The 23,509-nt window shown below is 65.2% G+C and carries 28 protein-coding genes; 9 read left to right on the forward strand and 19 right to left on the reverse strand.

Annotated features, from left to right (window positions below):
• Positions 1-5: 5 nt before the first annotated feature.
• From FG93_RS26880 to FG93_RS32685, 4 genes are all read left to right on the forward strand, one after another.
• Positions 6-734 carry an ABC transporter permease gene (locus FG93_RS26880; RefSeq protein ID WP_043240888.1) on the forward strand — a complete coding sequence of 243 codons (729 nt, stop codon included), beginning with the start codon at positions 6-8 and terminating at the stop codon, positions 732-734.
• Positions 731-1,447 (forward strand): ABC transporter permease, encoded by a 717-nt coding sequence (locus FG93_RS26885; protein WP_043240891.1) that lies wholly within the window; start codon positions 731-733, stop codon positions 1,445-1,447. Before FG93_RS26880 ends, FG93_RS26885 begins: the two co-directional genes overlap by 4 nt.
• A gap of 123 nt (positions 1,448-1,570) precedes the next feature.
• Entirely contained in the window at positions 1,571-2,437 is an 867-nt protein-coding gene (locus tag FG93_RS26890; RefSeq protein WP_043240894.1) for an NAD(P)-dependent oxidoreductase, read from the forward strand.
• Between the two features lie 40 nt (positions 2,438-2,477).
• Positions 2,478-2,864, forward strand: coding sequence for a hypothetical protein (locus FG93_RS32685; protein WP_152579656.1), 387 nt, complete (start codon positions 2,478-2,480; stop codon positions 2,862-2,864).
• Here FG93_RS32685 and FG93_RS26900 read toward each other — a convergent pair.
• The 5 genes from FG93_RS26900 to FG93_RS26920 form a co-directional block, all read right to left on the reverse strand.
• Positions 2,851-3,504: a uracil-DNA glycosylase family protein gene (locus FG93_RS26900; protein ID WP_052514254.1), complete on the reverse strand. Its 654-nt coding sequence runs from the start codon at positions 3,502-3,504 to the stop codon at positions 2,851-2,853. The genes FG93_RS32685 and FG93_RS26900 overlap by 14 nt on opposite strands.
• Positions 3,501-3,938 carry a hypothetical protein gene (locus FG93_RS26905; RefSeq protein WP_152579657.1) on the reverse strand — a complete coding sequence of 146 codons (438 nt, stop codon included), beginning with the start codon at positions 3,936-3,938 and terminating at the stop codon, positions 3,501-3,503. Before FG93_RS26905 ends, FG93_RS26900 begins: the two co-directional genes overlap by 4 nt.
• A gap of 29 nt (positions 3,939-3,967) precedes the next feature.
• A complete protein-coding gene (locus FG93_RS26910; RefSeq protein WP_043240903.1) occupies positions 3,968-4,435 on the reverse strand; it encodes a hypothetical protein in 468 nt (155 codons plus the stop codon).
• Positions 4,435-5,046, reverse strand: coding sequence for a glutathione S-transferase family protein (locus FG93_RS26915; protein ID WP_043240905.1), 612 nt, complete (start codon positions 5,044-5,046; stop codon positions 4,435-4,437). Before FG93_RS26915 ends, FG93_RS26910 begins: the two co-directional genes overlap by 1 nt.
• A 199-nt stretch (positions 5,047-5,245) precedes the next feature.
• Positions 5,246-5,797, reverse strand: a complete 552-nt coding sequence (locus tag FG93_RS26920) for a thermonuclease family protein (protein ID WP_052514255.1) — start codon at positions 5,795-5,797, stop codon at positions 5,246-5,248.
• Between the two features lie 85 nt (positions 5,798-5,882).
• Between FG93_RS26920 and FG93_RS26925 the strand changes: the two genes are divergently transcribed.
• Positions 5,883-7,400, forward strand: a complete 1,518-nt coding sequence (locus FG93_RS26925) for a HAMP domain-containing sensor histidine kinase (RefSeq protein ID WP_043240908.1) — start codon at positions 5,883-5,885, stop codon at positions 7,398-7,400.
• A gap of 376 nt (positions 7,401-7,776) precedes the next feature.
• On the forward strand, positions 7,777-9,105 hold the full coding sequence (locus FG93_RS26930; protein ID WP_043240911.1) for an MFS transporter: 1,329 nt from the start codon (positions 7,777-7,779) through the stop codon (positions 9,103-9,105).
• Positions 9,106-9,210: 105 nt separating this feature from the next.
• On the opposite strand, the gene cobT is transcribed toward FG93_RS26930, so the two are convergent.
• The gene (gene cobT / locus FG93_RS26935; RefSeq protein ID WP_043240913.1) at positions 9,211-10,230 is read right to left on the reverse strand and encodes a nicotinate-nucleotide--dimethylbenzimidazole phosphoribosyltransferase; all 1,020 of its coding nucleotides are present in this window, start codon (positions 10,228-10,230) and stop codon (positions 9,211-9,213) included.
• 111 nt (positions 10,231-10,341) lie between these two features.
• Between cobT and FG93_RS26940 the strand changes: the two genes are divergently transcribed.
• Together FG93_RS26940 and FG93_RS26945 are read left to right on the forward strand one after the other, a co-directional pair.
• On the forward strand, positions 10,342-11,196 hold the full coding sequence (locus FG93_RS26940) for an adenosylcobinamide-GDP ribazoletransferase (RefSeq protein WP_052514256.1): 855 nt from the start codon (positions 10,342-10,344) through the stop codon (positions 11,194-11,196).
• On the forward strand, positions 11,193-11,387 hold the full coding sequence (locus tag FG93_RS26945; protein WP_043240916.1) for a DUF1289 domain-containing protein: 195 nt from the start codon (positions 11,193-11,195) through the stop codon (positions 11,385-11,387). The genes FG93_RS26940 and FG93_RS26945 overlap by 4 nt, the downstream gene beginning before the upstream one ends.
• Before the next feature lie 46 nt (positions 11,388-11,433).
• Here FG93_RS26945 and FG93_RS26950 read toward each other — a convergent pair whose 3' ends face one another.
• Both FG93_RS26950 and FG93_RS26955 read right to left on the reverse strand, forming a co-directional pair.
• Complete coding sequence (locus FG93_RS26950) at positions 11,434-11,910, reverse strand: GNAT family N-acetyltransferase (RefSeq protein WP_052514257.1); 477 nt, start codon at positions 11,908-11,910, stop codon at positions 11,434-11,436.
• A gap of 36 nt (positions 11,911-11,946) precedes the next feature.
• Positions 11,947-12,780, reverse strand: a complete 834-nt coding sequence (locus FG93_RS26955; RefSeq protein WP_043240918.1) for a sulfite exporter TauE/SafE family protein — start codon at positions 12,778-12,780, stop codon at positions 11,947-11,949.
• 376 nt (positions 12,781-13,156) lie between these two features.
• On the opposite strand from FG93_RS26955, the gene FG93_RS26960 reads away from it, so the two are divergent.
• A complete protein-coding gene (locus FG93_RS26960; protein ID WP_152579675.1) occupies positions 13,157-14,317 on the forward strand; it encodes an SMP-30/gluconolactonase/LRE family protein in 1,161 nt (386 codons plus the stop codon).
• A gap of 260 nt (positions 14,318-14,577) precedes the next feature.
• Here the strand turns inward: FG93_RS26960 and FG93_RS26965 are convergent, their stop codons facing one another.
• The 11 genes from FG93_RS26965 to dusA all read right to left on the reverse strand — a co-directional run bounded on the left by FG93_RS26965 (position 14,578) and on the right by dusA (position 23,465).
• Entirely contained in the window at positions 14,578-16,155 is a 1,578-nt protein-coding gene (locus tag FG93_RS26965) for an MFS transporter (protein ID WP_052514258.1), read from the reverse strand.
• 63 nt (positions 16,156-16,218) lie between these two features.
• Positions 16,219-16,659, reverse strand: coding sequence for an SRPBCC domain-containing protein (locus tag FG93_RS26970; protein WP_043240921.1), 441 nt, complete (start codon positions 16,657-16,659; stop codon positions 16,219-16,221).
• A gap of 21 nt (positions 16,660-16,680) precedes the next feature.
• Positions 16,681-17,067, reverse strand: coding sequence for a helix-turn-helix transcriptional regulator (locus FG93_RS26975; RefSeq protein WP_081881927.1), 387 nt, complete (start codon positions 17,065-17,067; stop codon positions 16,681-16,683).
• A gap of 143 nt (positions 17,068-17,210) precedes the next feature.
• Positions 17,211-17,549 (reverse strand): 4a-hydroxytetrahydrobiopterin dehydratase, encoded by a 339-nt coding sequence (locus FG93_RS26980; RefSeq protein WP_043240923.1) that lies wholly within the window; start codon positions 17,547-17,549, stop codon positions 17,211-17,213.
• A gap of 14 nt (positions 17,550-17,563) precedes the next feature.
• The gene (locus FG93_RS33065; protein ID WP_161783898.1) at positions 17,564-17,740 is read right to left on the reverse strand and encodes a hypothetical protein; all 177 of its coding nucleotides are present in this window, start codon (positions 17,738-17,740) and stop codon (positions 17,564-17,566) included.
• Between the two features lies 1 nt (position 17,741).
• The gene (locus FG93_RS26985; protein ID WP_052514306.1) at positions 17,742-18,836 is read right to left on the reverse strand and encodes a CapA family protein; all 1,095 of its coding nucleotides are present in this window, start codon (positions 18,834-18,836) and stop codon (positions 17,742-17,744) included.
• Positions 18,837-19,103: 267 nt separating this feature from the next.
• On the reverse strand, positions 19,104-20,087 hold the full coding sequence (locus FG93_RS26990; RefSeq protein ID WP_043240926.1) for a zinc-dependent alcohol dehydrogenase family protein: 984 nt from the start codon (positions 20,085-20,087) through the stop codon (positions 19,104-19,106).
• A gap of 290 nt (positions 20,088-20,377) precedes the next feature.
• Entirely contained in the window at positions 20,378-20,854 is a 477-nt protein-coding gene (locus FG93_RS26995; RefSeq protein WP_043241526.1) for a MucR family transcriptional regulator, read from the reverse strand.
• Positions 20,855-21,548: 694 nt separating this feature from the next.
• Positions 21,549-21,932, reverse strand: a complete 384-nt coding sequence (locus tag FG93_RS27000) for a cupin domain-containing protein (RefSeq protein ID WP_043240928.1) — start codon at positions 21,930-21,932, stop codon at positions 21,549-21,551.
• Between the two features lie 33 nt (positions 21,933-21,965).
• Positions 21,966-22,427, reverse strand: a complete 462-nt coding sequence (locus tag FG93_RS27005; RefSeq protein WP_043240929.1) for a PaaI family thioesterase — start codon at positions 22,425-22,427, stop codon at positions 21,966-21,968.
• Positions 22,428-22,436: 9 nt separating this feature from the next.
• A complete protein-coding gene (gene dusA / locus FG93_RS27010) occupies positions 22,437-23,465 on the reverse strand; it encodes a tRNA dihydrouridine(20/20a) synthase DusA (RefSeq protein WP_280114164.1) in 1,029 nt (342 codons plus the stop codon).
• Positions 23,466-23,509: the final 44 nt, after the last annotated feature.

Genomic DNA, 23,509 nt, shown 5'->3' on the forward strand with positions numbered 1-23,509 from the left:
CATCCATGTTCGACAAACTCGCACTGCTCGGCTTCGGCGATGGCGGCTGGGGCCTCGCCCTGCTCCAGGGCGCCGGAATCACGATCGCCATCGCTCTGGCAACCCTGCCTTTCGGCCTGCTGCTGGGCCTGATCGTCGCGCTCGGCAAGCGCTCCGAGAACATCGTTCTGCGCTGGCTGGCCACCGTCTACACGACGGTATTCCGCGGCGTGCCGGAGTTGCTGACGCTCTACATCATCTATTTCGGCATCCAGATCGTGCTGCAGCAGGCCTGGATCTCGCTCGGCCTGCCCGGCAATTTCAGCATGCCGCCCTTCGTCGCCGGCATGGTGGCGCTTGGCGTGGTGCTCTCCGCCTTCTCGAGCGAGGTCTGGGTCGGTGCCCTCAACTCGATCCAGAAGGGCCAGCGCGAGGCTGCCGCCGCGCTCGGCCTGAGCAAGGGGCAGGCCTTCCGCCTCGTGGTGTTCCCTCAACTCATCCGGGTGGCGCTGCCCGGGTTGGGCAATAACTGGATGGTGCTGCTGAAGGAGACCTCGCTCGTCTCGGTCATCACCCTGCCCGACATCATGTTCATCACCACCCGCGCCAATGTCGCAACGAAGGAACCGTTCCTGTTCTTCGGTGCCGCGATGCTGATCTACCTGTTCTTCTCGCTGATCTCGGCCTGGGGCGTCGGGCGTCTCGAGATCCGCGCCAATCGCGGCTTTGCGACCTTCGGCGGAGCGACGCGATGAACTGGTGCGAATATCCGGGCTATCTCCTCGGCAGCGAGGTTTTCCAGAACTACGGCTGCCGGATGGCGAGCGGCCTGTGGGTGACCTTCGAGCTTGTCGTGATCTCGGTCGCAATCGGCTTTGTGCTGGCACTTGGGCTCGCCATCGCACGGCTCTATGGGCCGCGCTGGGCCAAGGTCGCGATCAACGGCTACACCACGTTCTTCCGCGGCACGCCGCTGCTCTGCCAGCTCTTTCTGGTCTATTACGGGCTCGGCCAGTTCCGGCTGTTCTGGCAGGATGTCGGGCTATGGTGGTTCTTCCGCGAGCCGTTCTACTGCGCGCTGCTGACCTTCACCGTGAACACGGCCGCCTATCAGGCCGAAATCCTGCGCGGCGCGATTCAGTCGATCCCGCGCGGCCAGTTCGAAGGCGCCATGGCGCTCGGGCTGCATCGCTGGTCGACCTTGCGCCTTGTGATCATGCCCCAGGCCATGATCCTGGCGCTCAGGCCACTCGGCAACGAGTTGATCGTGATGATCAAGTCGAGTGCGATCGCCTCCCTGGTCACGCTGTTCGACCTGATGGGCGCGACGAGGCTCGCCTTCGCCCGGTCCTTCGACCTCACGATCTATCTCTACGCCGCGCTGATCTATCTCCTCCTGGTCGAGGTGATCCGGCGGGTCTGGGACCGGCTGGAACTCAGGTTGACGCGGCATATGGCCTTGCGCTGAGCGGGGCGCGCTGCGCCCCCTCTCCATTCCCGACAAAGGGCCTTGGCATCCACGCGACTTCCCCCGATGGGTTGCGCACGCTACAGGCCGGAGCGAAACCAGAACCTATCAGCGGAGCGGAACATGGCTAAGGTTGCCTTCCTCGGTCTCGGTGTCATGGGCTACCCCATGGCCGGCCATCTCAAGACCAAGGGCCACGACGTCACCGTCTACAACCGCAACGCGGCCAAGGCCCAGGCCTGGGTGGCGCAGCATGGCGGCACGTCTGCCCCGACACCGGCCGAAGCGGCCAGGGGCCAGGAGATCGTCTTCGCCTGCGTCGGCAATGACGACGACCTGCGCTCGGTGACCACGAGCGAAGCCGGAGCCTTCTCGGGCATGGCGAAGGGCGCTGTCTTCGTCGACCACACCACGGCCTCGGCCGGCGTGGCCCGCGAACTCGACGCGGCCGCGAAGGCGGGCGGCTTCGGTTTCATCGATGCGCCGGTCTCCGGCGGCCAGGCCGGCGCCGAGAACGGCGTGCTGACCGTGATGTGCGGCGGCACCCCGGAGACCTATGCCAGGGTCGAGCCCGTGATCGGCTCCTTCGCGCGGATGTGCAAGCTGATGGGCCCGGCCGGTTCAGGCCAGCTCACCAAGATGGTCAACCAGATCTGCATCGCCGGGCTGGTGCAGGGGCTGTCCGAGGGCATCCATTTCGCCAAGCGTGCCGGCCTTGATGTCGAATCCATGCTGGACGTGATTTCCAAGGGTGCCGCCGGCTCGTGGCAGATGGAGAACCGCGGCAAGACCATGAATGCTGGAAAATTCGATTTCGGCTTCGCCGTCGACTGGATGCGCAAGGATCTCGGCATCGTGCTCGAGGAGGCGCGCCGCAACGGGGCCCAGCTCCCGGTCACCGCGCTGGTCGACCAGTTCTATGCCGAAGTGCAAAAGATGGGTGGCAAGCGCTGGGATACGTCCAGCCTGATTGCCCGGCTCGAGGATTAGTGCATGCTGACCCCGGGGACGCTCCCCGGGGGGATACAGAATGGCCGTTACGAGATTGGGGCTGGCAGCAGGACTGCTGCTGGCCATGATGGTTGACGCGAGCGCAGCCAACGTCAAGGCAAAGAGTGGCGTCGAACGGATGATTGGTCGGAACGGTTCGATAAACAGTCGAACCTGCCAAGCAATGAGCCTGCAACCCGCCATCGCCCAAGCCGCGCGCCATGGAAGCGTCGAGTTTCGTCTGAACACTTTCAAGGTAACGAACCGATCCTCGCACTGCCTTGGCCAGGAGTATCGCGGCTTCGGTATCTACTATCGGTCGCAGCCCGGATTTCGCGGCACGGATCAAGTGGTCATTTCCACCTTTCTCAATAACGGCCGCACCGATGTCAGGACCGACTACACCTATGTGATCACGGTGCAGTAGGGCTCAACAGCCGCGCCACCTCCTCGCGCAACACCGGCAGCAATTCCTCCTCGAACCAGGGGTTGCGCTTCAGCCAGGCATTGTTGCGCCAGGAGGGATGCGGCAGCGGCAGCACGCGCGGGCGGCGTGGCTCGGCCAGGATCGCTTGCCAGTCCGCCATTGTGCCGGAAAGACTGGCGCCCGCCTTCGCCCCGAGATGCCAGGCCTGCGCATAGCGGCCGATGGCGAGCACGAGCTCGACCTGTGGCATCGCCGCAAGCACGCGCATGCGCCAGATCGGTGCACATTCGCGGCGCGGCGGCAGATCCCCGCCCTGCGCATCGAGCCCCGGGAAGCAATGGCCCATCGGCACGATCGCGACCTTGGCTGCATCGTAGAAGGCCGCCTCGTCGAGCCCGAGCCATTGCCGCAGCCGCACACCGGACGGATCGGTGAACGGCTTGCCGCTGGCATGGACGCGGGTGCCCGGCGCCTGGCCGGCGATGCAAAGCCGCGCCGTCGTCGAGGCCTGGATCACCGGGCGCGGCTCATGCGGAAGCGGCGGCTGGAAGCGCGGTTCGTCGCGGCAAATGCGGCAGGCAGCCAGTTCCTGCAGCACCGAGGCGAGCGTTTTCGGCGCGCGCTCCCGATCCGTCTTCATCGCGCCGCAAGGCGGGAAGGCGCCCCGCGCCGCTGCGAAATCAGGCCGTCGCAGGTCCAGACCTTGGCGCTGGTCGCATAGCCATGCGGGTCGCCCGGCTCGATGGTGGCGATGCCGTTGATGCGGCCGCTCGGCCGGTTGCGCAGGACATAGAGGCTGCCGCTGCGCTCGACCGTGAAGCAAAAGGTGCGGCGCTGCTCGGGCGGTCCGTAGTAATAGCAGACCGCGTCCGGCGTGGTCGTCCAGCAGGCGTCGCGGTTCGGCACATGCCGGTTATGCCCGCTGGCTCGGCCATCGGCGTGATGATACTCGCTGAACGGCATGCCGTTATTGTAGCGGCCGCTGACGGTATTGCCTTCGAAAAGCCGGCGGATGTCCTCGCCGCTCAGTCGCTCGGCAGCCTTCACCGGACCATTGGCGGCGGCCTGAAGCATGAGCACCGCCGCAAGGAGCAGCAATCGCATCATCGCGAGGCAAGCCTGCGCCGCGACATCGGCACGTCAGGCGCCCGCGAGATCAGGCCATCGCAATACCAGGGCTCGCCCTTGTCGGAATGCCCGCGCGGATTGCCGGGCTCGATGGTGGCGAGAGCATTGATCTGCCCGTTCGAGACATTGCGCAGGACATAGAGTCGATCCGTCAGCTCGACCGTGAAGCAATGCACGGTGCGGTCGCTCGGCGGGCCATAATAGTAGCAGACCTGATCCTCCTTCGTGATCCAGCAGGCATCCTTGTTGGGCTGCCAGCCATTATGGCCGAGCGCGCGGCCATCCGGCTCATGATACTCGGTGAAGAAGCCACCATTGGTATAGCGGCCGCTCACCGTGTTGCCGTCGAAGGCGCGCTTGATCGCCTCGCCGTTCAGCCGTTCGGCAGCGACGGAGGGCTGGATCAGCACCAGCAGCGCCAAAATGGCGAAGACCGGTCGCATCAGGCCTTCCAGCTTGGCCGCCCTGAAACTTCGGCATGCCACCGGCGGATGTTGACGTACTCCTCCGGCAGCCGAACGCGGGACGGCTTCATGAAATCGACGGCAATGCCCGCGGTGATATCGGCCACCGTGAACTGATCCCCGGACAGGAAGCGATTGCCTGCGAGCTGCAGCTCCATGATGAGGAGGTGATCATCGATCTGTTCCCGGCTGGCCTCGGCCCATTCCGGCACCTGATGTTCGAGCTCCGCCATGGACGGGTGGCCGTGCCGGAAAACCGACATGATACTGGTGAACAGGCCCAGCTCGACGCGCCGGTTCCACATCTCGATCTGCGCCTGTTCCTTGGCATCCCCGCCGAAGAGCACGGGTTGGGGATGCAGGCCTTCGAGATAGCGGCAGATCGCAATCGTCTCGGCGAGCGCCGTTCCATCGTCGAGCATCAGGACCGGCAGCCGCTTCAGCGGGTTGATACGGGCGAATTCGGGCGTGAGGTGCTCCTTCCTGGCGATATCCACCGGCACGAGCTCCGGCAGGGGAACCCCCTTTTCCGCGAAGAAGATGCGGACCCGCCGCGGATTGGGCGCACGCCCGCCGTCATAGAGCTTCATCGTCAACCTCATCCGAAACCGCGTGCGAACCCGACCATGACGGAGGTCCGGCGGTCAACCGTTTCAAACCCATTCGTGATGGCGCAGCCAGGCTGGCTAGCTCATCGGACCGGAACCCGTATCCGGTCCGATGATCTAACCTCTTGTGTTTGCATCGGCTTTGCCCCGAAAACCGCAATCCACTTTTCGGGCCGATGCATTAGCGCGGATGGGCCTTGCGCCACGCCTCCGGCCGCTCGAACTGCAGCGCCCAGATTCCGCGCCCGGCCGCTCGCGCCTCGTCCTCCTCGCTGCGATAATCGCCATAGGCGACGGCGTGGCCCTGGCGCACCATCGCGGCGTTGATATCCGTCTCGCCCTGCCTGCAGCGTGCGAGACCGCGGCCGTAGCGATCGACACGGCCGATCTCGCAGGTGACGAGGCCGCTCCCGATCAGCGACAGCAGGGCGCGGCGGGCGGCCCGGCCGCAATCCACATCCCTGCCCGCGCTGTCGCGACAGCCCTGGCGAAATTCCGGCGCATCGATGCCTTCGAGCCGTAGTTCCTCGCCATTCAGCCGCAGCGAATCGCCATCGATTGCCTGGGCGGCTCCCGCAAGCATGCGGGCTGGGCCAAGCTTGTACTGCAGGACCGCGCCGGCAATCGCCAGCAGCCCGAGCAACCCGAGCGCGACAACCAAATCGACCGAGCGGCTGACACGGCGCCAGCCGAAAGGTCCATACCGAGATCGTCCGAATCCGAAGCGCGCCATCAGTAAGAGCTTAACGATTTCGAGACCATAATGGCGAGCCGGGCGTGCAGGGTCTGCCGCCGGAAGAGGTACATGCGTCCCGATTATGGCGGAAGTGACGGCCGAACAGATCCAGCGAGGGCGCGGTCCCGACCCTACGGCGTTGGCGCGGCGCAAGCTCGTCACGCGCGAGGTCAAATCCGTGCGCGAGCGGCTGACCTCCACGACCGGCCTCGAACGTGCCTTCGACTACGAATTGCTGCGGGTCTTCGCCCAGTATCGCATGCACGGCTCGGTCGGCGCGCTGGTCCTGGCGGTGTGCATCGCCACGGCCGCTTGCCTCTGGGTTCCGGCTTACCAGGTCACCACCTGGCTCGGTGTCGTGATCCTTGCCTCGGCTGTCATGGTCCTGCTCTGCCGGCGCTTCCTGGCACAGCCGGCGGGCGAGGTGAATATTCGGCGCTGGCGCCGCCTGCTGCCGGCGGCGGAAGCCTTTCATGGCCTGTCCTGGACGCTGATCCTCGTCCTGTTCGCGCAAGTCGACGGGCCTGGTGCCAAGGTCTTCGTGATGACGACGCTGCTGGTCGTCAGCGCGCTGACGGTGATGCTGGCGGCAACGATTCCGCTCGCGGTCTATTCCGGACTGGGGCCGGTCACACTCGGCATCACGCTGTTCTTCTGGGGCCGCTCGGACATCGACAGCGTCACCATGGCGCTGATGGCGGCATCCGCCCAGCTCTTCTTCATTTTTCTTGCCCACCGGCTCTATTCGAGTTCGGTCACAACCATCGAGTTCCGCGCCGAGAAGGACGCGCTGATCGCCGAGCTCGAGACGGCGACCGCGAATTCCGACGAGGCGCGCCGCAAGGCCGAAGAGGCCAATCTCGCCAAATCCCGCTTCCTCGCCACGATGAGCCATGAGCTGCGGACGCCGCTCAATGCCATTCTCGGCTTCTCCGAGGTGATGAAGAACGAGATCTTCGGCGTTCACGCCAACCCGGCCTACAAGGAATATTCAGGCGACATCCACGGTTCCGGCCAGCATCTTCTCAACCTGATCAACGAGATTCTCGATCTCTCCCGGATCGAGGCCGGCAAATACGCACTGAACGAGGAAGCCCTCAGCCTGGCAGGCGTGGTCGACGAATGCCGGCATATGTTGAAGCTGCGCGCCAAGGCCAAGGGACAAACGATCCGCGAAGCTGCCGAGCCGGATCTGCCAAAGGTCTGGGCGGACGAGCGCGCGATCCGGCAGGCGGTGCTCAACATCCTGTCCAACGCGATCAAATTCACGCCGCAGGGCGGCGACATCACCGTCAAAGTCGGCTGGACGGCGAATGGCGGGCAGTATGTTTCGGTCACGGACACCGGACCGGGCATTCCCGAGGATGAAATCCCGATCGTGCTGCAGACTTTCGGGCGCGGCTCGCTCGCCATCAAGACCGCCGAACAGGGCTCCGGCCTCGGGTTGCCGATCGTCAAGGGCCTGCTCGACCTTCACAATGGCGGCTTCCACCTGAAGTCCAGGCCGCGCGCCGGCACGGAAGTGACGATCACCCTGCCGCCCGAGCGCGTGATGGACACGCTCGCAGCGCTGCCCGAGCCGGCACGATCGGCGGCTTAGGCAAGCGCAGCCATGGCGCGCGATCCGGTGCACGGCCCGGAGCAGATGTCGCTGCGTATTGAAGGCCGCCGAGCCAACGTGACAGTATCCGAACCGATCGCTTTGAAGTTCTCGGCAATTCCTGGGTCACCGCTCGCTCGGTTGGTTTCAAATAGAAAATTGATATCGCAACCATCTATTAGGGATTAAAATATCCGCTACGCCTTTGTTTCACGGCGGGTAGGAGGGAGTAACGGCTCGCGGCGCCTAAGGCTGTTGGAGCTCCCCTCGAGCGGTTCAGAGCTTCATACGGCAAGCGTCGCGGCGCTGTCGCGCGTGGATTTCGCGTTGCGAGCCATCAAGCGTGGAACATCGGAGGGAGTAAAGGGAGGCCGTCATGCCCGTTGAGATCCCGAGAGATTTCCGCCGCGTGATCGTCGCTGCATCGGTGGGAAACGTCATCGAGTGGTATGACTTCTACATCTTCGGCAGCCTGGCCGCTATTTTGTCGGTCAAGTTCTTCGAGCAGAGCCATCCGGTCGCGGCATTGCTGAGCACGATCGCCCTGTTTACCGCCGGATTCCTGATCCGTCCGCTAGGGGCATTCCTGTTCGGATGGATGGGCGATCGGGTCGGCCGCAAATACACCTTCCTCGTTACGCTCAGTGGAATGGGACTGGGCACGGGGGCGATCGGGTTGATCCCAACCTACGACTCCATCGGCCTGACCGCCGCATTTGTCCTGTTCGGCTTGCGCATGATCCAGGGCCTGTGCCTTGGCGGTGAATATGGCGGCGCCATCACCTATGTGGCCGAGCATGTTCCGGACGAGCGCCGCGGCTACTATACGGGCTGGCTGCAAACGTCCCCGACGCTCGGGATCGTGGTCTCGCTCGCGGTGATCATCGCCACCCGCACCTATTTCGGCGAGGCCGCGTTTAACGCGTGGGCGTGGCGCGTTCCGTTCTTGATATCCTTCCTTCTGGTAGGCGTCGCAATCTACATCCGACTCCAGCTCCAGGAGACGCCGATCTTCGAGGCAATCAAGGCCAGGGGGCAGATGACCAGAAACCCCTGGAAGGAAGCCTTTCTCAGCTCCAACATCAAATATGTCGGGATCGCCACCCTCGTGCTGATCGGGCAAGGCGTGGTCTGGTACAGTGGCCAGTTCTGGGCGTTGTACTTCCTGCAGCAGGTTTCCAAGCTGGACCCGCTGAATTCGGCCTACATCGTCGGGGCTGCCCTGCTCCTCGCAACGCCGAGCCTGATCTTCTTTGGCTGGCTTTCCGACATCATCGGCCGCAAGCCAGTGATCCTGGGCGGCATGCTGCTCGCCGCAATCACGTACTATCCGCTGTACTTGTGGCTGGGAACGGTCACGCGACCTGGCAGCGTCAACTATCCGACCGCGATCTTCATCATCTTCATCCTCGTTTGCTATGTCGGGATGGTGTATGGGCCCGTCGGGGCCTTCCTCGCGGAGTATTTCCCCGGCAGGATTCGGTACACGTCGGTATCGGTTCCCTATCACATCGGCAATGGCTGGGGTGGCGGATTGGTGCCGTTCATCACTTCGGCGGCTTTCGCGGCTACCGGTAGCATCGGCTATGCGCTGATCTACCCGATCGCCGTTCCGGCCGTGTGCTTCGTGCTCTGCCTCTTCCTGATGCCGGAAACGCGCAAGATCAGCATCTGGGAACCGTTCGAGACGGAAGCCACAACCTGACGAGGTCACTCATCTGCGGGACTGTCGGGCCCCACGCCGCGCGCTCATGGCTCGAGTTCGAGACGAGCATTGGGAGCAAAAGGGCCGTCAGGCTCTCTCACACGTTCAGTCCTTCTTCGACACCTGGGCCTGGTCGAACGTCGCCATGCCGGAATGGATGGCGGCAGCGGCCTTGACGAGGCTTGCGGCAAGCGCCGCCCCCGTGCCCTCGCCGAGCCGCATGTCGAGCGCCAGCAGCGGCTGCTTGCCGAGCCGGAGCAGCGCCTCGCGATGGGCCCCCTCGGCCGAGAGGTGGCCTGCGAGGCAGTGGTCGATCGAGGACGGCTCGATGGCGTGCAGGACCGCTGCAGCGGCGGTGACGACATAACCGTCCAGGATCACCGGGATGCGCTGCAGCCGGGCGGCGATGATCGCGCCGCAAATGGCCGCGATCTCGCGCCCGCCAAGGCGACGCAGCACTTCCAGCGGGTCATTCAGATGCGCGGCGTGGAAGCTGAGGCCCGTTTCGACCGCGGCGATCTTGCGCTTGAGGCCGTCATCATCGACGCCCGTGCCGCGCCCGCACCACATCGCGGCACCGCCGCCATAGAGCGCCGCATAGATCGCCGCCGCCGACGTGGTGTTGCCGATGCCCATCTCGCCGAGGCAGAGCAGATCGGCCCCGCCGGCGAGCGCTTCCATGCCGAAGGCCATGGTCGCGACGCAGGCCTTCTCGTCGAGCGCATCGCCTTGCGTGAAATCGCCGGTCGGCAGGTCGAGGGCGAGGTCAAAAACTTTGAAACCGAGGTCGAAGGCCGCACAGATCTGGTTGATGGCGGCGCCGCCGGCGGCAAAATTCTCCAGCATCTGGCGCGTCACCGCTTGCGGATAGGCCGAGACGCCCTGCGCCACGACACCGTGATTCCCGGCAAAGACACAGACCAGGGGCCGGTCGACGCGCGGCGGCGCCTTGCCTTGCCAGGCTGCGAGCCATTCGGCGATCTCCTCCATGCGGCCGAGGCTGCCGGCCGGCTTGGTGAGCTCCTTGTCCCGGGCCCGCACGGCATTGGCGGCGCCCATATCGGGCCCCGGCATGTTGGCGATGAGGTTGCGGATATCGTCGAAGGGAAGGCCGGAAGCGGGCATCGCTGGATGTCTCGCGAAAGATGGAATCGGGCGGGATGCGGCGTGGCCGCCGGGTTGCCGCTGCTGCTATAGGCTTGGACGGCGGAAGACAATCGAGGATACCGAGACCGTATGGCCGACGCCCCTCCCCACATCTCGGAGATTCCGGCCGGCCGGCCGCATTGGCCGGGCTGGCTGATCGCGACTGCGATCTGCATCCGTTTCTATTCACGCCTCCCGGTGCCGCGCCTGCCCGGCGAGGATTCGGCCCATGGCCTGCCAGATTTCAGGCTGGTGCCGCGCGCCGTGCCGCTGGCTGCGATCGTCATCGCCTTGCCCGCAGCGCTTGTCCTCCTGGCGACGGGGGCTGCCGGAATCAGCCCACCGTTGGCGGCGGCGCTTGCCGTCACGGTCGCGGCATTGACGACGGGCGCTTTCCACGAGGACGGCCTCGCCGACACCGCCGACGGGCTGTTCGGCGGGCATACGCCGGAACGACGGCTGGAGATCATGAAGGACAGCCGCGTCGGCACCTTCGGGGCGATGGCGCTCGGGCTCTCCCTGCTGCTGCGGGTGACAGCACTCGCGGCGATCCTCCAGGCACTTGGCCCCCTGGCAGCAGCGGCCGTGCTGCTGATCGCGGCGCCATGGTCGCGCGCCACGGCGCTCTTTCTGCTCGCCACCGAGCCCCCTGCCCGGAGCTCCGGCGCCTCGGCTGCGGTTGGCCAGCCGACCGCCGCAACGGCCTGGACGGCACTGGCGCTGGCGGTCGCGTTCGCCCTCGCGGGAATGCTCGCGGCCGGATTGCCGGGCACAGGCCTTGCGCTCGGGCTGGCGCTATCCGTGCTCGTCCTTGCGGGGCTGGCCCGGCTCGCCCGCCGCCTGATCGGCGGCCAGACCGGCGACATTCTGGGCGCGGCGCAGCAGCTCGCCGAGATCGCGCTCACCTGCGGCTTCGCCTTCGCGCTGGGATCCCCCTGGCGATGAGCGGCACCTCCAGCCCCTGCGTGCAGATCTGCGTGATCGACCCCGCATCGGGGCTCTGCGAGGGCTGCCTGCGAACGCTTCAGGAGATCGCCGACTGGTCGCGGCTGAGCGAGGCCGAGCGGCTGGCCATCATGGCCGAACTGCCTCGCCGCAAGATCTCCCCGGATGAGCCGGATCGGGCGGCGGGTTAGATCGTCGGCTTCGCGAAAACCGCAATCCACTTTTCGGGCCGATGCTTTATGCCTCGGCTTCGCTCCCGAGCCGCAGCAAGGCGTCGCCTGTGAGCCGATAGAAGATCTTCTCGGGATGCGGCGCGGCCCCGAGCGCCTCATAGAAACCTCTGAGACCAAGATCGTCGCGCGCCGCCGTCCAGTCGATGCGCTTGAAGCCTCGTTCGAGCGCCAGCCGCGCCAGCCCACGCATCAGCGCCTTGCCCGAACCGCTGCTGCGCGCGGACGCGGTCACGTAAAGCTCCTTGAGGAAGAAGCCAGGCTGGAGGCCCGGCCCAGGATAGATCGCAGCGACCGCGGCGAAGCCGGAGATCGTGCCGTGCTCGACCGCCAGCAGGATATCGGAACCGGCGGGGCGGTCACGGAGCCCTGCCAGAATGGCTTCGGGCACCGGACATGGCACCGCGTAGTGAGCCTGCATCTCCGCAAGCACCGTTGCCAGCGTCGGATAATCAGCCGCTGTCGCCAGTCGGGTCGTGACCATGCGCGTTCTGCCCCCGCATGCAGTTCGTCGAATGGATCAGAACAGCAGCGACCAGATGAAGCGGCTCGCGACGAAGAGCAGGAAGACGCCGAAGACGACCTCCAGCTTGCGCTTGGAGAGCCGATGGGCCAGCCGCGCTCCGATCGGCGCCGTCCAGATGCTGGTCGGGATGAAGAGCAGGAAGCCGATGAAGGAGACGTAGCCGAGCGAGAGCGGCGGCAGAATGTCCATCTTCGGCCAGCCGGCATAGATATAGCCCAGCGCGCCGGGGATCGAGATCAGCACGCCGAGGCCCGAGGAGGTCGCCACCGCCTGATGGATCGGCCGGCCATAGAAGGTCATGAACAGGCTGGAGAGCTGACCGCCGCCAATGCCCATCAACGCCGAGAGCACGCCGATGATGCCGCCATAGACGGTCATCAGCCCCTTGCCCGGCATCTCCTCGCCGAGCTTCCAGCGGTCCGAGGCGAAGAGCAGGCGGATTGCGCTCACCACGGCGACCAGCACGAAGATGATCTTGAACAGGTCGGGCGGCGCATAGCGCGCGATGTAGCTGCCGCCCATGACGCCGAGCACGACCGGGACCGCCCAGATCTTGAGAATGTCGAGATCGACGAGGCCCTTGGCACGGTGGGCGTTGAAGGAGCGGATCGAAGTCGGGATGATGATCGCGAGCGAGGTGCCGACGCAAAGCGGCATGCGCACCTCCTCCGGCACGCCGATGACGCGGAAGACCTCGTAGAGGATCGGCACGATGACCGCGCCACCGCCGACACCGAAGAGCCCGGCGAGAACACCGGTGACCGCACCGGCGAGAACCAGCGAGACGGCAAGAAAGGCGAGGTCGCCCAAGGGAATTCCAGCAAACATCGAAACAATCCGTTGGCGGCGGGCGGCCACCTCTGGGCGATTTTGCGCGCGGGGGCAAGGCTTGCGCGGCAAGGGCGCTATGTCTCCGGCAGTTTCGGTGATTGTATGGGCCGGGGCGTGCAGGGGCCGCCCGTCCATGCGGCTGCTGCAATCCCGCTCTCGTGTGGCGGAGGCTCGACCGGTCGCGGCGGCGCTGCTGTGCTGACCCCGGCCTTAGGTCGAGCCGGACAGGAAAGGACAATATTCACACAGGAACGTAGGCCGCAAGATCGGGGGGATATCTCATCAAAGGCCACTCAGGGAGGTTACGATGACAGATCAGCTGACCGCCGCGCAGCAACGCCTGGAGCTCTCACGGAGACATCTCATCGCTGCGATGGGAACCGGCGCGCTCGCCATGGCGACGAGTCCGGCGCTGGCCCAGGCTCAGCCCGGCCCGGCCGGACCGCCCAGCACGGTCACCAGCCCACCTCGGGATTTCAGCCGCAACGGCGCCCCGACAACCTATTTCACCGATCCCGACATTCTTGCGATCGACCCGGTCTTCAACAACTATGCCCAGCCCAACAGCGCAATTCAGCGGCTCTGGACCGGCGCGCTCTGGGCCGAAGGGCCGGCCTGGAATGCACAGGGGCGCTACCTGGTCTGGAGCGATATCCCCAACAACCGGCAATTGCGCTGGCTGGAGGATGACGGGCGGGTCAGCATCTTCCGCACACCCTCTGGCAACAGCAACGGCAACAGCTTCGATTTCCAGGGCCGCCAGCTCTCCTGCGAGCATCTCAACCGCCGTGTCGTGCGCTATGAACTCGACGGGTCGGCAACCGTGCTCGCCGACAGCTTCGAGGGCAAGAAGCTGAACTCGCCCAACGATATCGTTGCCCATCCCGACGGCAGCTACTGGTTCACCGATCCGCCCTATGGCGGCCAACTCTACGAGGGCGCCCCGGACGCCGCCGGCGGTCCGAGCAACGCGAACGGCCGGCTCAATCCGCGGCTCGGCCAGCTGGCCGGCATCGGCACCGCCAAGCGCGAGCTGCCGACGAACTGCTATCGCATCGACCCGTCCGGCCGCATCGACCGCGTCGTCACCGAGGAACAGGTGCCGGACCCGAACGGGCTCTGCTTCTCGCCTGATTTCAAGAAGCTCTACATTGCCTCGACCGGAAAGGGGCCAGGCGATACCGGCCCCGGCGGCAAGGGCGACCTGCATGTCTTCGATGTCGGCGCCGACAACAAGCTCGGCAATCAGAAGCTGTTCTCCGACTGCATGCTCGACGGCGTGAAATGCGGGCCCGACGGGGTGCGCAGCGACGTCGATGGCAATCTCTGGGTGTCGAGCAATGCCGGCCGCGCCGTCGGCTATAGCGGCGTGCTGGTGTTCAATCCGGCGGGCAAGCTGATCGGCCGCATCCGCCTGCCGGAGGTCTGCGGCAATGTCTGCTTCGGCGGGCCGAAACGAAACCGCCTGTTCATGGCTGCGAGCCAGTCGCTCTACGCGGTCTATGTCAACACGCAGGGCGCCGGCCCGGGCTGACCGTTCGCCTCGTCGCGCCAGATCATCGGACCGGATATCGTATCCGGGCCGATGATCTCATTCCTTGTGTTTGCATCGACTTTCCCGAAAACCGCAATCCACTTTTCGGGCCGATGATCTAACGTTCTGTGTTTGCATCGGCTTTCCCGAAAACCGCAATCCACTTTTCGGGCCGATGATCTAACGTTCTGTGTTTGCATCGGCTTTCCCGAAAACCGCAATCCACTTTTCGGGCCGATGCCTTAGCCGCCCCGCTGCGGCTATCGCGCGACCGGCGCGGGCACGGCGTCCGAGCCGCGCGCTTCGTCGTGCTGATCCGGGCCGCCACCGACGCCACGCAGCATCACGACCGCGAAGAGGCCGGCAACCATCGCAAGCGCCGAACAGAGCCCGGCCGTGATGGCGAAGGAGCGCGTGAAGGCCGCACGTGCCGTCGCGAGCAGGTCGGCCCCGGCCGTTCCAGAGAGGTCCTTTGCAATGGTCAATGCGCCACCGAGCGTATCGCGCGCAGCAGCGGCAGCCTCCGGCGGCACTCCAGACGGCACGGCAAGGCCCATCTGATAGCGGTACAGCGCGGTCAGGACGCTTCCGAGTATGGCGATGCCGAGAGCGCCGCCGAACTCGGCGCTCGTTTCGGACAGGCCCGACGCCGTGCCGGCGCGTTCGGGCGGGACGCTGCCGACGACGAGATCGGTCGTCAGGGTGACGATCGGCGCCAGGCCCAGCGAGAGCAGCACCGTGCCGGCGACGATGATCATGGGCCCTTCGACATGGCTGATTCCGGCCAGCGTCGCAAAGCCCAGCGCCGTCAGCGCAAAGCCGCCCGCCATGACATGCGCAGGGCTCGCGCTGCCGACGATACGGGGCGCGAGCATCGATCCGACGATGAAGCCAAACGCGGATGGCAGCGACCAGAGCCCGGCCTCGAGCGGCTTCATTCCCAGCACGAGCTGCAGATACTGAGCGGTGAAGAGGAAGCTGCTGAAGGCGATGAAGAAGCCGAGGATGTTGATCGTCAGCGCGGCGCTGAAGGCCCTGGAGCGAAACAGCGCCAGATCGACCAGCGGCTCGGCCAGGCGCGCCTGCCGGCGCAGGAAGAGGCCTGCAAGGGCCATCCCCGCCAGGATCACCATGGTGGGCAGCCGGCCCAGGCCGTCCTCGGCAATCCGCTTCAACCCGTAGATCACGGCGAGCACCGAAACGAGCGACATGGCAGCGCTTACAAGATCGAGCCTGCCGGCATTCGGGTCGCGGAACTCCGGCAGCAGCACCGGTCCGAGCGCGAGCAGCAGCACCATCACCGGCACATTGATCAGGAAGACCGAGCCCCACCAGAAATGCTCGAGCATGACGCCGCCGACCAGCGGGCCGATCGCGCCGCCCGCCGAGAAGCTGGCGATCCAGATGCCGATGGCCGCGGTCCGCTGGCGCGGATCGAGGAACATGTTGCGGATCAGGGAGAGCGTCGAGGGGGCGAGCGTCGCCCCCGCCACACCCAATATGGCGCGCGCCGCAATCAGCGTGCCGGCGCTATGAGCAAAAGCCGCCAGGATCGATGCCAGGCCGAACGCCGCCGCGCCGATGAGCAGAAGTCGACGCCGGCCGATCCGGTCTCCCAGCGTGCCCATGGTGATCAGGCAGCCGGCGATCATGAAGCCGTAGATATCGACGATCCAGAGCAGCTGCGACGCACTGGGCCTGAGCTCCGCGCTGAGCTGCGGCACTGCGAGATTCAGGACCGTCAGATCCATCGAATAAAGCAGGCTGGGCAGCGCGATGACGGCAAGGCCGATCCATTCGCGCCGGCCGGCCCGAGGGGCTTGGTCGTGCATCGTCATTGAAGGCTCCGGGGGGCGTTGCGGCCCCTTGGCAATGATGCCCCTTGCACTCGTCCGGCTCTGTCAGGAGAACAGCTGCTCCAGCTTGACCAGCGAGCCCGTCCAGCCATGCACATGGCGGCCGACGGCGGCCTCATCGAAGAACTGCTCGTGAAGCAGCGTCAGGATGGTGACATCTCCGTCCGGCTTGAGGGTCACCGTCACGCGCGAGACGCGCTCCGGCGTCGATATCCAGGCCCAGCTGAAGACGAGGCGCTCGTTCTCGACGACCTCGTGATACTCGCCGGACACCTGATGCAACTCACCGTCGCTGCCGCGCATCGAGATGCGATAATGGCCGCCGACGCGCGCATCGATCTCGGCTTTCTCGGCCCGGACGTTCTCCGGCCCGAACCAGCGCGCGAGCAGTTCCGGTTGCGTCCAGGCGCGGTAAACCTCGGCCGGCGTCGCATTGAGCCGTCGCTTCATCGTCAGGCTGGGAGCGGCCTCGACCTTCTTGTCCATGAATCTGCTCCGGTCGATCGATCAGGTCTTGTCGCTGGTCTTATGTGGCAGAGCGCCGTGATCAGCCTCCCGATCCTTGCGCGGGCGGTTGAAATAGGCCTCGAGCGCATCGAGCTTTTCGCGCCAGAAGCGCTCATAGCGGCGCAGCCACCCCATAGCTTCCTCCATCGGTGCGGCATTCAGACGGCACGACACCGTGCGGCCTGTCTTTTCCCGCGTGATCAGCCCGGCGTCCGACAGCACGTCGAGATGCTTCATGATGGCCGGCAGCGTGACCGGAAAGGGGCGCGCCAGATCGCTGACCGAGACGGCATCCGCCTCTTCGAGCCGCGCCAGAAGCGCCCGCCGCGTCGGGTCGGCCAAGGCGGCAAAAGTGCGATCGAGCGAGGGCTCTTGATACTTAACCATTCAGTTAAGTATAGACACAGGCGCGTGCTGCGTCAAGCACGCTTGGTCCATCGCGAGCAGGCGCTGGCCAGGCCTGATCTCCGGGGACATCCGATAGACCCGAGCTTTCGGCCCGGCTTGGTGCAACCGGAAACCCGACAGCGTTACGAAGCGACGAGCTGATTGATCTTCGCGGCCATGATGAAGTCGTTCTCGTGCAGGCCCTTGATCTTGTGGGTGTGCAGCGAAATGGCGGCGTAGCCCCAGCCGAAACAAATGTCGGGATGATGCCCCTCGTCTTCTGCCAGCTCGCCGATCCTGTCGATGAAATCGAGCGGCTTGCGAAAATCCGCGAACGTGAACCTGCGGCGCAGCAGGCGCCCCTCCTCCGCAAGCTCCCACCCCGGTGTCTGCGGCAGATAGGTCGCGGCTTCCTCCCGCGTCAGCGGCGGCACGCCGCCGCGGCACGGCGTACAGGTTTTCCGGGTAATGTCTTCAGCCATGACAACCTCTCCCTTTATGCCAGTGCAGCCTCGCCAGCCTTGCCAGTGGCAGCCTCGCGCTTCGTGCCCGACGGGGTCGCCTCGCGGCAGTCGGCCCGGTCATCCCCGTGCCGCAATCCCGCACGATCCGTCGCGCCTTCGAGCAGATCGCCTGCCCGCGGTTGGCAGCCGCAGGCCTCGGCGGCGCTCACTTTACGGTGTCGGCCAGGACAGCGCGAGCCTGCCCCCTGGCGCCGGCACGACGCGCGTACCAAACGGACGACTCTCCCGGTCCAGTGTCTGCTGCAACCAGGCAACGTCCTGCTCTGCAGCCCGGGCGAGCCGGAAGCTGCGGATCCGAAACGGCACAAGCTCGAGCGCGACCAGATCCGAGTGGGGATCGAGAGTGGCAATATACATCACCGCCAGATGAGGCCGGAATTCCTCGTGACCCCGGATGCCTTCATAATCGTTCAGGAAATCGCCGCAGCCATAGAGAATCAGCCGGTTCCGGTAGACCTCGATGGCCTTGGGGTGATGCGATGAATGGCCATGAATGACGGCAATGTCCGCCCGGTCGATCAGTTCATGGGCGAGCCGCCTCTGCTCATCCGGGATGCGGTAGCCCCAGTTCGGTCCCCAATGGACAGAGATCACCACCACATCGTTGGCGCATCTCGCTACAGCGACCAGATCGGCGATCGCCGCGGCGGTCGCGCTGGACAGCCCGGGCAGAAGGTTCACCCCGGCCTCATTCTGGCTCACTGCCCATTGCCGGGGCACGCCGCTTGTCTCCGAAGCGAATGAGAAGACGAGCACCCGCCTCGCATCGGCGGCAGCCAGGACCGCCGGAGCGCTCGCCTGTGCTGCATCACGCCCTGCCCCTGTGGTCCTGATCCGCAAGCGCTCCAGTGTTGCGAGCGTCTCGCGCAGCCCGGCGCGGCCCCAATCGAGGACGTGATTGTTGCCGAGCACGCAGCAGTCGATCCCCGCGGCGGTCAGACAATCGGCATTCTCGGGGCTCATCCTGTAGTTGATGCCCTTGGCGACATAGGCGTCGCTGCGCGTGATGCTGGTCTCGAGGTTGATGATCCGCGCATCGGCCTGCTTCAGCTCCTGCAGCGCCGCCCCCCAGATATAGGCCGGGCTGACGGGTGCGGGTATTGGCCCGTGCGCCTCCTCCGCCAACCGCAGATAGTCGATGGCCGATTGCACATAGCGCTCATGTAGGCGCGGGGCGCACGGACAGGGCAGCGCCTGATCGATGCCGCGCCCCGTCATCACGTCCCCGCAGAGAACAATCCGCATCACGCCGATCAGGCGCAGCCACGGCAACCGCTTAGAATGCTCGTGCCCCGCGCGCCTGCCTCACCATGCCGAAAAGAGGAGGCGTGATGATCGCCACCGCCCCAGGCGATCATCACCGCTCATAAACTCCGACCAGAACCGCCTCGGCGAGCAGGTGCTTGCGGGCCTCCTTCTCAACCTGCCGCGCCAACATTACGCCAAATCCCGCGACAGAGCCTCCTCAAACCGCTCTGCGAGATGCACATGGGCAATGGCGGTAACAGCCAGTCAAGGCACCAGCACCGCCGCACCCTGGAACCGACCTGCCCTGAGATCGGCGAGCGCCTCGTTTGCCCGTTCGAGCGGATAGACAGTGGTTGTGGTCTTCACGCCAGCCTTCGGCGCAATGGCGAGGAATTCAACCGCGTCCTGCCGGGTGAGATTGGCGACGGAGACGAGCTGCCGTTCCTCCCACAGAAGCCGATAGGGAAACTGCGGAATGTCGCTCATGTGGATGCCGCCGCAAACAACCCGGCCGCCCTTGCGGACGGCCCGCAAGGCGTTCGGAACGAGCGCGCCGACCGGCGCGAAGATGATCGCGGCATCAAGCAATTCGGGCGGACCGGCGTCCGGACTGCCAGCCCAGCGCGCACCGAGCGAGAGCGCCTGCACCTGCGCCGCCTCGTCGCCGAACCGCGTGAAAGCAAAGACCTCGCGGCCTTGCCAGCGGCAGATCTGCGCGAGAATATGCGCGGCGGCGCCGAAGCCGTAGAGACCGATCCGCTTTCCCTCGCCGGCCATCCGCAGCGAGCGCCAGCCGATCAGCCCGGCGCACATCAGCGGCGCCGCCGCAACCGGGTCGTCGAAGCCGATCAGCGGAAACGCAAAGGCGGCATCGGCCACGACATGGCTCGCGAAGCCGCCATCGCGCGTGTAGCCGGTGAAGACGGGTTCGTCGCAGAGGTTCTCGCGGCCGGAGGCGCAATAGGGACAATGGCCGCAGACACGCCCGAGCCAGGGGATGCCAACGCGCATGCCGGGCACCGAGGTCAGGACGCCATCACCCACCCGGTCCACGATTCCGACGATCTCGTGCCCCGGCACGAGCGGCAAGCTGGGATGGGCAAGATCGCCATCGACCACATGAAGATCGGTCCGGCAGACTGCGCAGGCCTCGACCCGGACGCGGATCTCGCCGGCGCCGGGTTCCGGATCCGGCCGGATGTCGAGAGCCAGCGGTCGACCGACCGCGTGGAGTACCATGGCCCTCATCGCGCTCAATCCTCTGGCGCCCCTTCCAACGCGCGTCCGCTCTGGCTGTTCCTAACCTGCAGCGGAGGCTCACCGGGTGGAAGCACCACCGTTCCCGACATCGGCTCGATCCAGACGCACCCAGCCGTGAGCCCCTCCAGGAATGCAATGGTCGCCGACTTCTGGTTTCCGGACCGAAAGTGACTTCTAAAGCATCGGCCCGAAAAGTGGATTGCGGTTTTCGGGGCAAAGCCGATGCAAACACAAAAAGGTTAGATCATCAGACCGGATACGATATCCGGTCCGATGATCTAGGCGGCTTTCTTTCCGCGGCCACGCGGCTTCGGCTGCGGGGGCGGCGCGGACTTCGTGTCGTGTCCCATGCGCATGCGGCCAAGACCAATGGTCTTGGCCAGTTCTGAGCGTTTCTTGGCGTAGCTCGGGGCAACCATGGGATAATCGCGGGGAAGATCGTATTTCTCGCGATACTGCTCAGGCGTCAGGCCCCGGCCAGACAGGTGCCGTTTCAGCGCCTTGTAGCGCTTCCCGTCTTCAAGCGAGATCAGATACTCGTCGGTAATCGACTTCTTGATCGGAACGGCTGGGACAACCGCGCGGATCTCTTCCACCGGGCTCTTGCCTGCGGCGGACTCAGACACAGCCGCATGAACACTTCTGACAAGGCCGGGAAGCTCGTCTGCCGGAACCGAATTGTGGCTGACATACGCAACGACAATATTAGCGGTCAGTTCGATATAGTTGGGTGCGACAGTTTGGGCTTCGGTCATATCCGTTGCCTCCATTTTTCTTGATGACCCACGGAGTTTTCCACGGGCACCGTGCCCGACATTATAGAAACAACCAAACATGTTCGCAAGAAGAATTACTTTTAAACTCAGACGGCGCTCCTATTTTTAGAAAACTTTCCCTTGCGTTTCGGTCAATTATATCGGTTTTATACTATACAGATCAACGCTAAAACCAGAAGTTGCAATACATCAGGCGCTGAGGGGATTTCAGATTTCACTCCGGCATGGCGATGCGACCGTCGTGTTGCACCGCTGGAACACTCCGCCCAATTGGCTCGACCACGCTGCCGCCGACCCCACTGGCTGGCGACAGCGATCATCCCTAAGCTCGCGGAGAGCTTAGGGCAGGCCCTCAACGCCCGATCCGTCCGCCTATTTCAGGCTCGCGCCGATCCGCAGCACCTCTTCCGCTTCCCTGATCCGGACAGCCAGCGTTGCGGCAACCCAATCTGGCAGGTTGCGCTCGAGCTGACGGAGAAAGAATAAGCGAGGGGATCCGCCATGTGCGGTGACGTTGCCCCGCAGTCCTGATCCCGAGATCGATTTCAATCCCAACTGGATCGGGACTCGGGGATCGAAAACCGGCGACCCGTACGGTGCGGCGAACTTCGGTTTTCCTTGCAACAGGCGCTGCTACAGGTGGAGCGCTTCATCCGGCGCCACGCCATCGCACTCAATCCGGCACATAGCGCCGGGACAGTTCGCTGCGATCGTCATAGGACGCTTCGAAGATGGATGCGGCCAGGGTGGCGCGCACATGCAGGATGCCGGCGCCGACATTCCTGAAGCCATGGCGGGCGCCGGCCGGAATCAGCACCGACTGATTGGCCGTCACGGTCCTGGTCTCGTCGCGCAGGGTGATCTCGGCCGTCCCCTCGATCACTTCGAGCACCTCCTCGACGGCATGAAGGTGCATCGGCGCCCCCAACCCGGGGTCGCAATACTGCTCGAAGATGCAAAGCTGCCGGCTCTGGACCCTCGCCGAAACGCGCATCAGCGTCCTCACCCCGTCGCGCCAGTGTTCCTGCGGCTGGGTGGCGTGATCGAGGATATCCATGGCGCTGCACTCGTTCCCAGTCGGAGCACCCATTCAGTCGGACACGCCGTCGCGGCCGGCAATGGTCATGCAGGTCGCCGTCATCATCGCACAGAGCCTGGCCGCGCCGTCCTTCAGCGCGAAGACCTCGGCGGTGGCGAGCGTCAGGGTGCGGCCGGCCTTGACCACCCTGCCCTTCGCCAGCAGCCGTTCGCCGGCGGCAGGCGCAAGAAGGTTGATCTTGAACTCGGCGGTGAGGATGCCGGTGCCCGGCGGCATCGTCGTCAGCGCCGCATAGCCTGCCGCCGAATCGGCGATCGTGGCGACCGCTCCGGCATGGACGAAGCCGTGCTGCTGGGTGAGATGGGCCGAAACCGGCAGCTCGATCTCGACCTCGCCGGGAGCGATCCGGGTAAGCCGGGCGCCGAGCGTCGTCATGAAAGCCTGCTTGCCGAAGCTGGCCTCGATGCGCCTGACCACATCCGGATCCGAAGGCGACTGGTCAGGCTCGGCCATGGCAGACTCCTATGCAGCGGCAGCCGCCTCTTCGTAGCGCGAGACATGGGCGACCGCCGCACGCAAATCCGCAAGCCCCGCTTCGCTTCCGACGCAATGCTCGGCGAGATGACGGCGGAACAGGCGCGCGCCCCGGCGGCCCGGGAACAGCCCGACGAGATGGCGGGTGAAGGCATGCAACCGGCCGCCCTTCTCGATATGCGCCGCGATATGGGGTTCGAGCGCCTCCAGCATGCCGAAGGCATCGCCAACCGGCGCCGCCTCGCCGAAGAGCAGCGGATCGACCTCCAGCAGAACCTCGGGATTTTGATAAGCCTCGCGGCCGATCATCACGCCGTCGAGATGCGCGAGATGCGTCGGCCATTCCACGGGGGCGCGGATGCCGCCATTGATCGCCACGATCAGGTCCGGATTGGCCGCTTTCAGGCGATAGGCGCGCTGATAGTCGAGCGGCGGGATCTCGCGGTTTTCCTTCGGCGACAATCCTTGCAGCCAGGCCTTTCGGGCATGCACGACGAGCGCATCGACACCGGCGGCGCGCACGTTGGCAGTCAGAGCATCGAGCGCCGCTTCCGGATCCTGATCATCGACGCCAACGCGGCATTTGACGGTGATGGCGACGGAGACGGCCGCCTTCATCGCCGCGACGCAGTCGCCGACCAATGCCGGCTCGCGCATCAAGCAGGCGCCAAAGGCCCCGCCCTGCACGCGGTCGGAGGGACAGCCGCAATTCAGATTGATCTCGTCATAGCCGAAATCGGCGCCGATCTTCGCGGCCTCCGCCAGCAGGGCCGGGTCATTACCGCCGAGTTGCAAGGCAACGGGCTGCTCCATCGCGTCGAAGCCGATCAGGCGCTGCCGGTCGCCGCGGATCACCGCCTGCGCCGTCACCATCTCGGTATAGAGCCGCGCCCGGCGCGACATCAGGCGATGGATGACGCGGCAATGCCGGTCAGTCCAATCCATCATGGGCGCGACGGAAAGGCGCCAGGCGCTTCCCTGTGCGCTTTCAGCCTGATTTAGGGCATTCTCTGTCAACTTGTCGCTCTCGTTCGTGTCCTGTTCCTTGCCATTATCGGCCG

This window comes from Allobosea sp. LC85, from assembly GCF_000735605.1.
Taxonomy (GTDB): domain Bacteria; phylum Pseudomonadota; class Alphaproteobacteria; order Rhizobiales; family Beijerinckiaceae; genus Allobosea.

What these genes read in the sequence shown, in the direction of transcription:
- FG93_RS26880 (WP_043240888.1), top strand. Translation starts at nt 6, where the DNA reads ATGTTCGACAAACTCGCACTGCTCGGCTTCGGCGATGGCGGCTGGGGC.
- FG93_RS26885 (WP_043240891.1), top strand. Translation starts at nt 731, where the DNA reads ATGAACTGGTGCGAATATCCGGGCTATCTCCTCGGCAGCGAGGTTTTC.
- FG93_RS26890 (WP_043240894.1), top strand. Translation starts at nt 1,571, where the DNA reads ATGGCTAAGGTTGCCTTCCTCGGTCTCGGTGTCATGGGCTACCCCATG.
- FG93_RS32685 (WP_152579656.1), top strand. Translation starts at nt 2,478, where the DNA reads ATGGCCGTTACGAGATTGGGGCTGGCAGCAGGACTGCTGCTGGCCATG.
- FG93_RS26900 (WP_052514254.1), bottom strand. Translation starts at nt 3,504, where the DNA reads ATGAAGACGGATCGGGAGCGCGCGCCGAAAACGCTCGCCTCGGTGCTG.
- FG93_RS26905 (WP_152579657.1), bottom strand. Translation starts at nt 3,938, where the DNA reads ATGCTTCAGGCCGCCGCCAATGGTCCGGTGAAGGCTGCCGAGCGACTG.
- FG93_RS26910 (WP_043240903.1), bottom strand. Translation starts at nt 4,435, where the DNA reads ATGCGACCGGTCTTCGCCATTTTGGCGCTGCTGGTGCTGATCCAGCCC.
- FG93_RS26915 (WP_043240905.1), bottom strand. Translation starts at nt 5,046, where the DNA reads ATGAAGCTCTATGACGGCGGGCGTGCGCCCAATCCGCGGCGGGTCCGC.
- FG93_RS26920 (WP_052514255.1), bottom strand. Translation starts at nt 5,797, where the DNA reads ATGGCGCGCTTCGGATTCGGACGATCTCGGTATGGACCTTTCGGCTGG.
- FG93_RS26925 (WP_043240908.1), top strand. Translation starts at nt 5,883, where the DNA reads ATGGCGGAAGTGACGGCCGAACAGATCCAGCGAGGGCGCGGTCCCGAC.
- FG93_RS26930 (WP_043240911.1), top strand. Translation starts at nt 7,777, where the DNA reads ATGCCCGTTGAGATCCCGAGAGATTTCCGCCGCGTGATCGTCGCTGCA.
- cobT (WP_043240913.1), bottom strand. Translation starts at nt 10,230, where the DNA reads ATGCCCGCTTCCGGCCTTCCCTTCGACGATATCCGCAACCTCATCGCC.
- FG93_RS26940 (WP_052514256.1), top strand. Translation starts at nt 10,342, where the DNA reads ATGGCCGACGCCCCTCCCCACATCTCGGAGATTCCGGCCGGCCGGCCG.
- FG93_RS26945 (WP_043240916.1), top strand. Translation starts at nt 11,193, where the DNA reads ATGAGCGGCACCTCCAGCCCCTGCGTGCAGATCTGCGTGATCGACCCC.
- FG93_RS26950 (WP_052514257.1), bottom strand. Translation starts at nt 11,910, where the DNA reads ATGGTCACGACCCGACTGGCGACAGCGGCTGATTATCCGACGCTGGCA.
- FG93_RS26955 (WP_043240918.1), bottom strand. Translation starts at nt 12,780, where the DNA reads ATGTTTGCTGGAATTCCCTTGGGCGACCTCGCCTTTCTTGCCGTCTCG.
- FG93_RS26960 (WP_152579675.1), top strand. Translation starts at nt 13,157, where the DNA reads ATGGGAACCGGCGCGCTCGCCATGGCGACGAGTCCGGCGCTGGCCCAG.
- FG93_RS26965 (WP_052514258.1), bottom strand. Translation starts at nt 16,155, where the DNA reads ATGACGATGCACGACCAAGCCCCTCGGGCCGGCCGGCGCGAATGGATC.
- FG93_RS26970 (WP_043240921.1), bottom strand. Translation starts at nt 16,659, where the DNA reads ATGGACAAGAAGGTCGAGGCCGCTCCCAGCCTGACGATGAAGCGACGG.
- FG93_RS26975 (WP_081881927.1), bottom strand. Translation starts at nt 17,067, where the DNA reads ATGGTTAAGTATCAAGAGCCCTCGCTCGATCGCACTTTTGCCGCCTTG.
- FG93_RS26980 (WP_043240923.1), bottom strand. Translation starts at nt 17,549, where the DNA reads ATGGCTGAAGACATTACCCGGAAAACCTGTACGCCGTGCCGCGGCGGC.
- FG93_RS26985 (WP_052514306.1), bottom strand. Translation starts at nt 18,836, where the DNA reads ATGCGGATTGTTCTCTGCGGGGACGTGATGACGGGGCGCGGCATCGAT.
- FG93_RS26990 (WP_043240926.1), bottom strand. Translation starts at nt 20,087, where the DNA reads ATGAGGGCCATGGTACTCCACGCGGTCGGTCGACCGCTGGCTCTCGAC.
- FG93_RS26995 (WP_043241526.1), bottom strand. Translation starts at nt 20,854, where the DNA reads ATGACCGAAGCCCAAACTGTCGCACCCAACTATATCGAACTGACCGCT.
- FG93_RS27000 (WP_043240928.1), bottom strand. Translation starts at nt 21,932, where the DNA reads ATGGATATCCTCGATCACGCCACCCAGCCGCAGGAACACTGGCGCGAC.
- FG93_RS27005 (WP_043240929.1), bottom strand. Translation starts at nt 22,427, where the DNA reads ATGGCCGAGCCTGACCAGTCGCCTTCGGATCCGGATGTGGTCAGGCGC.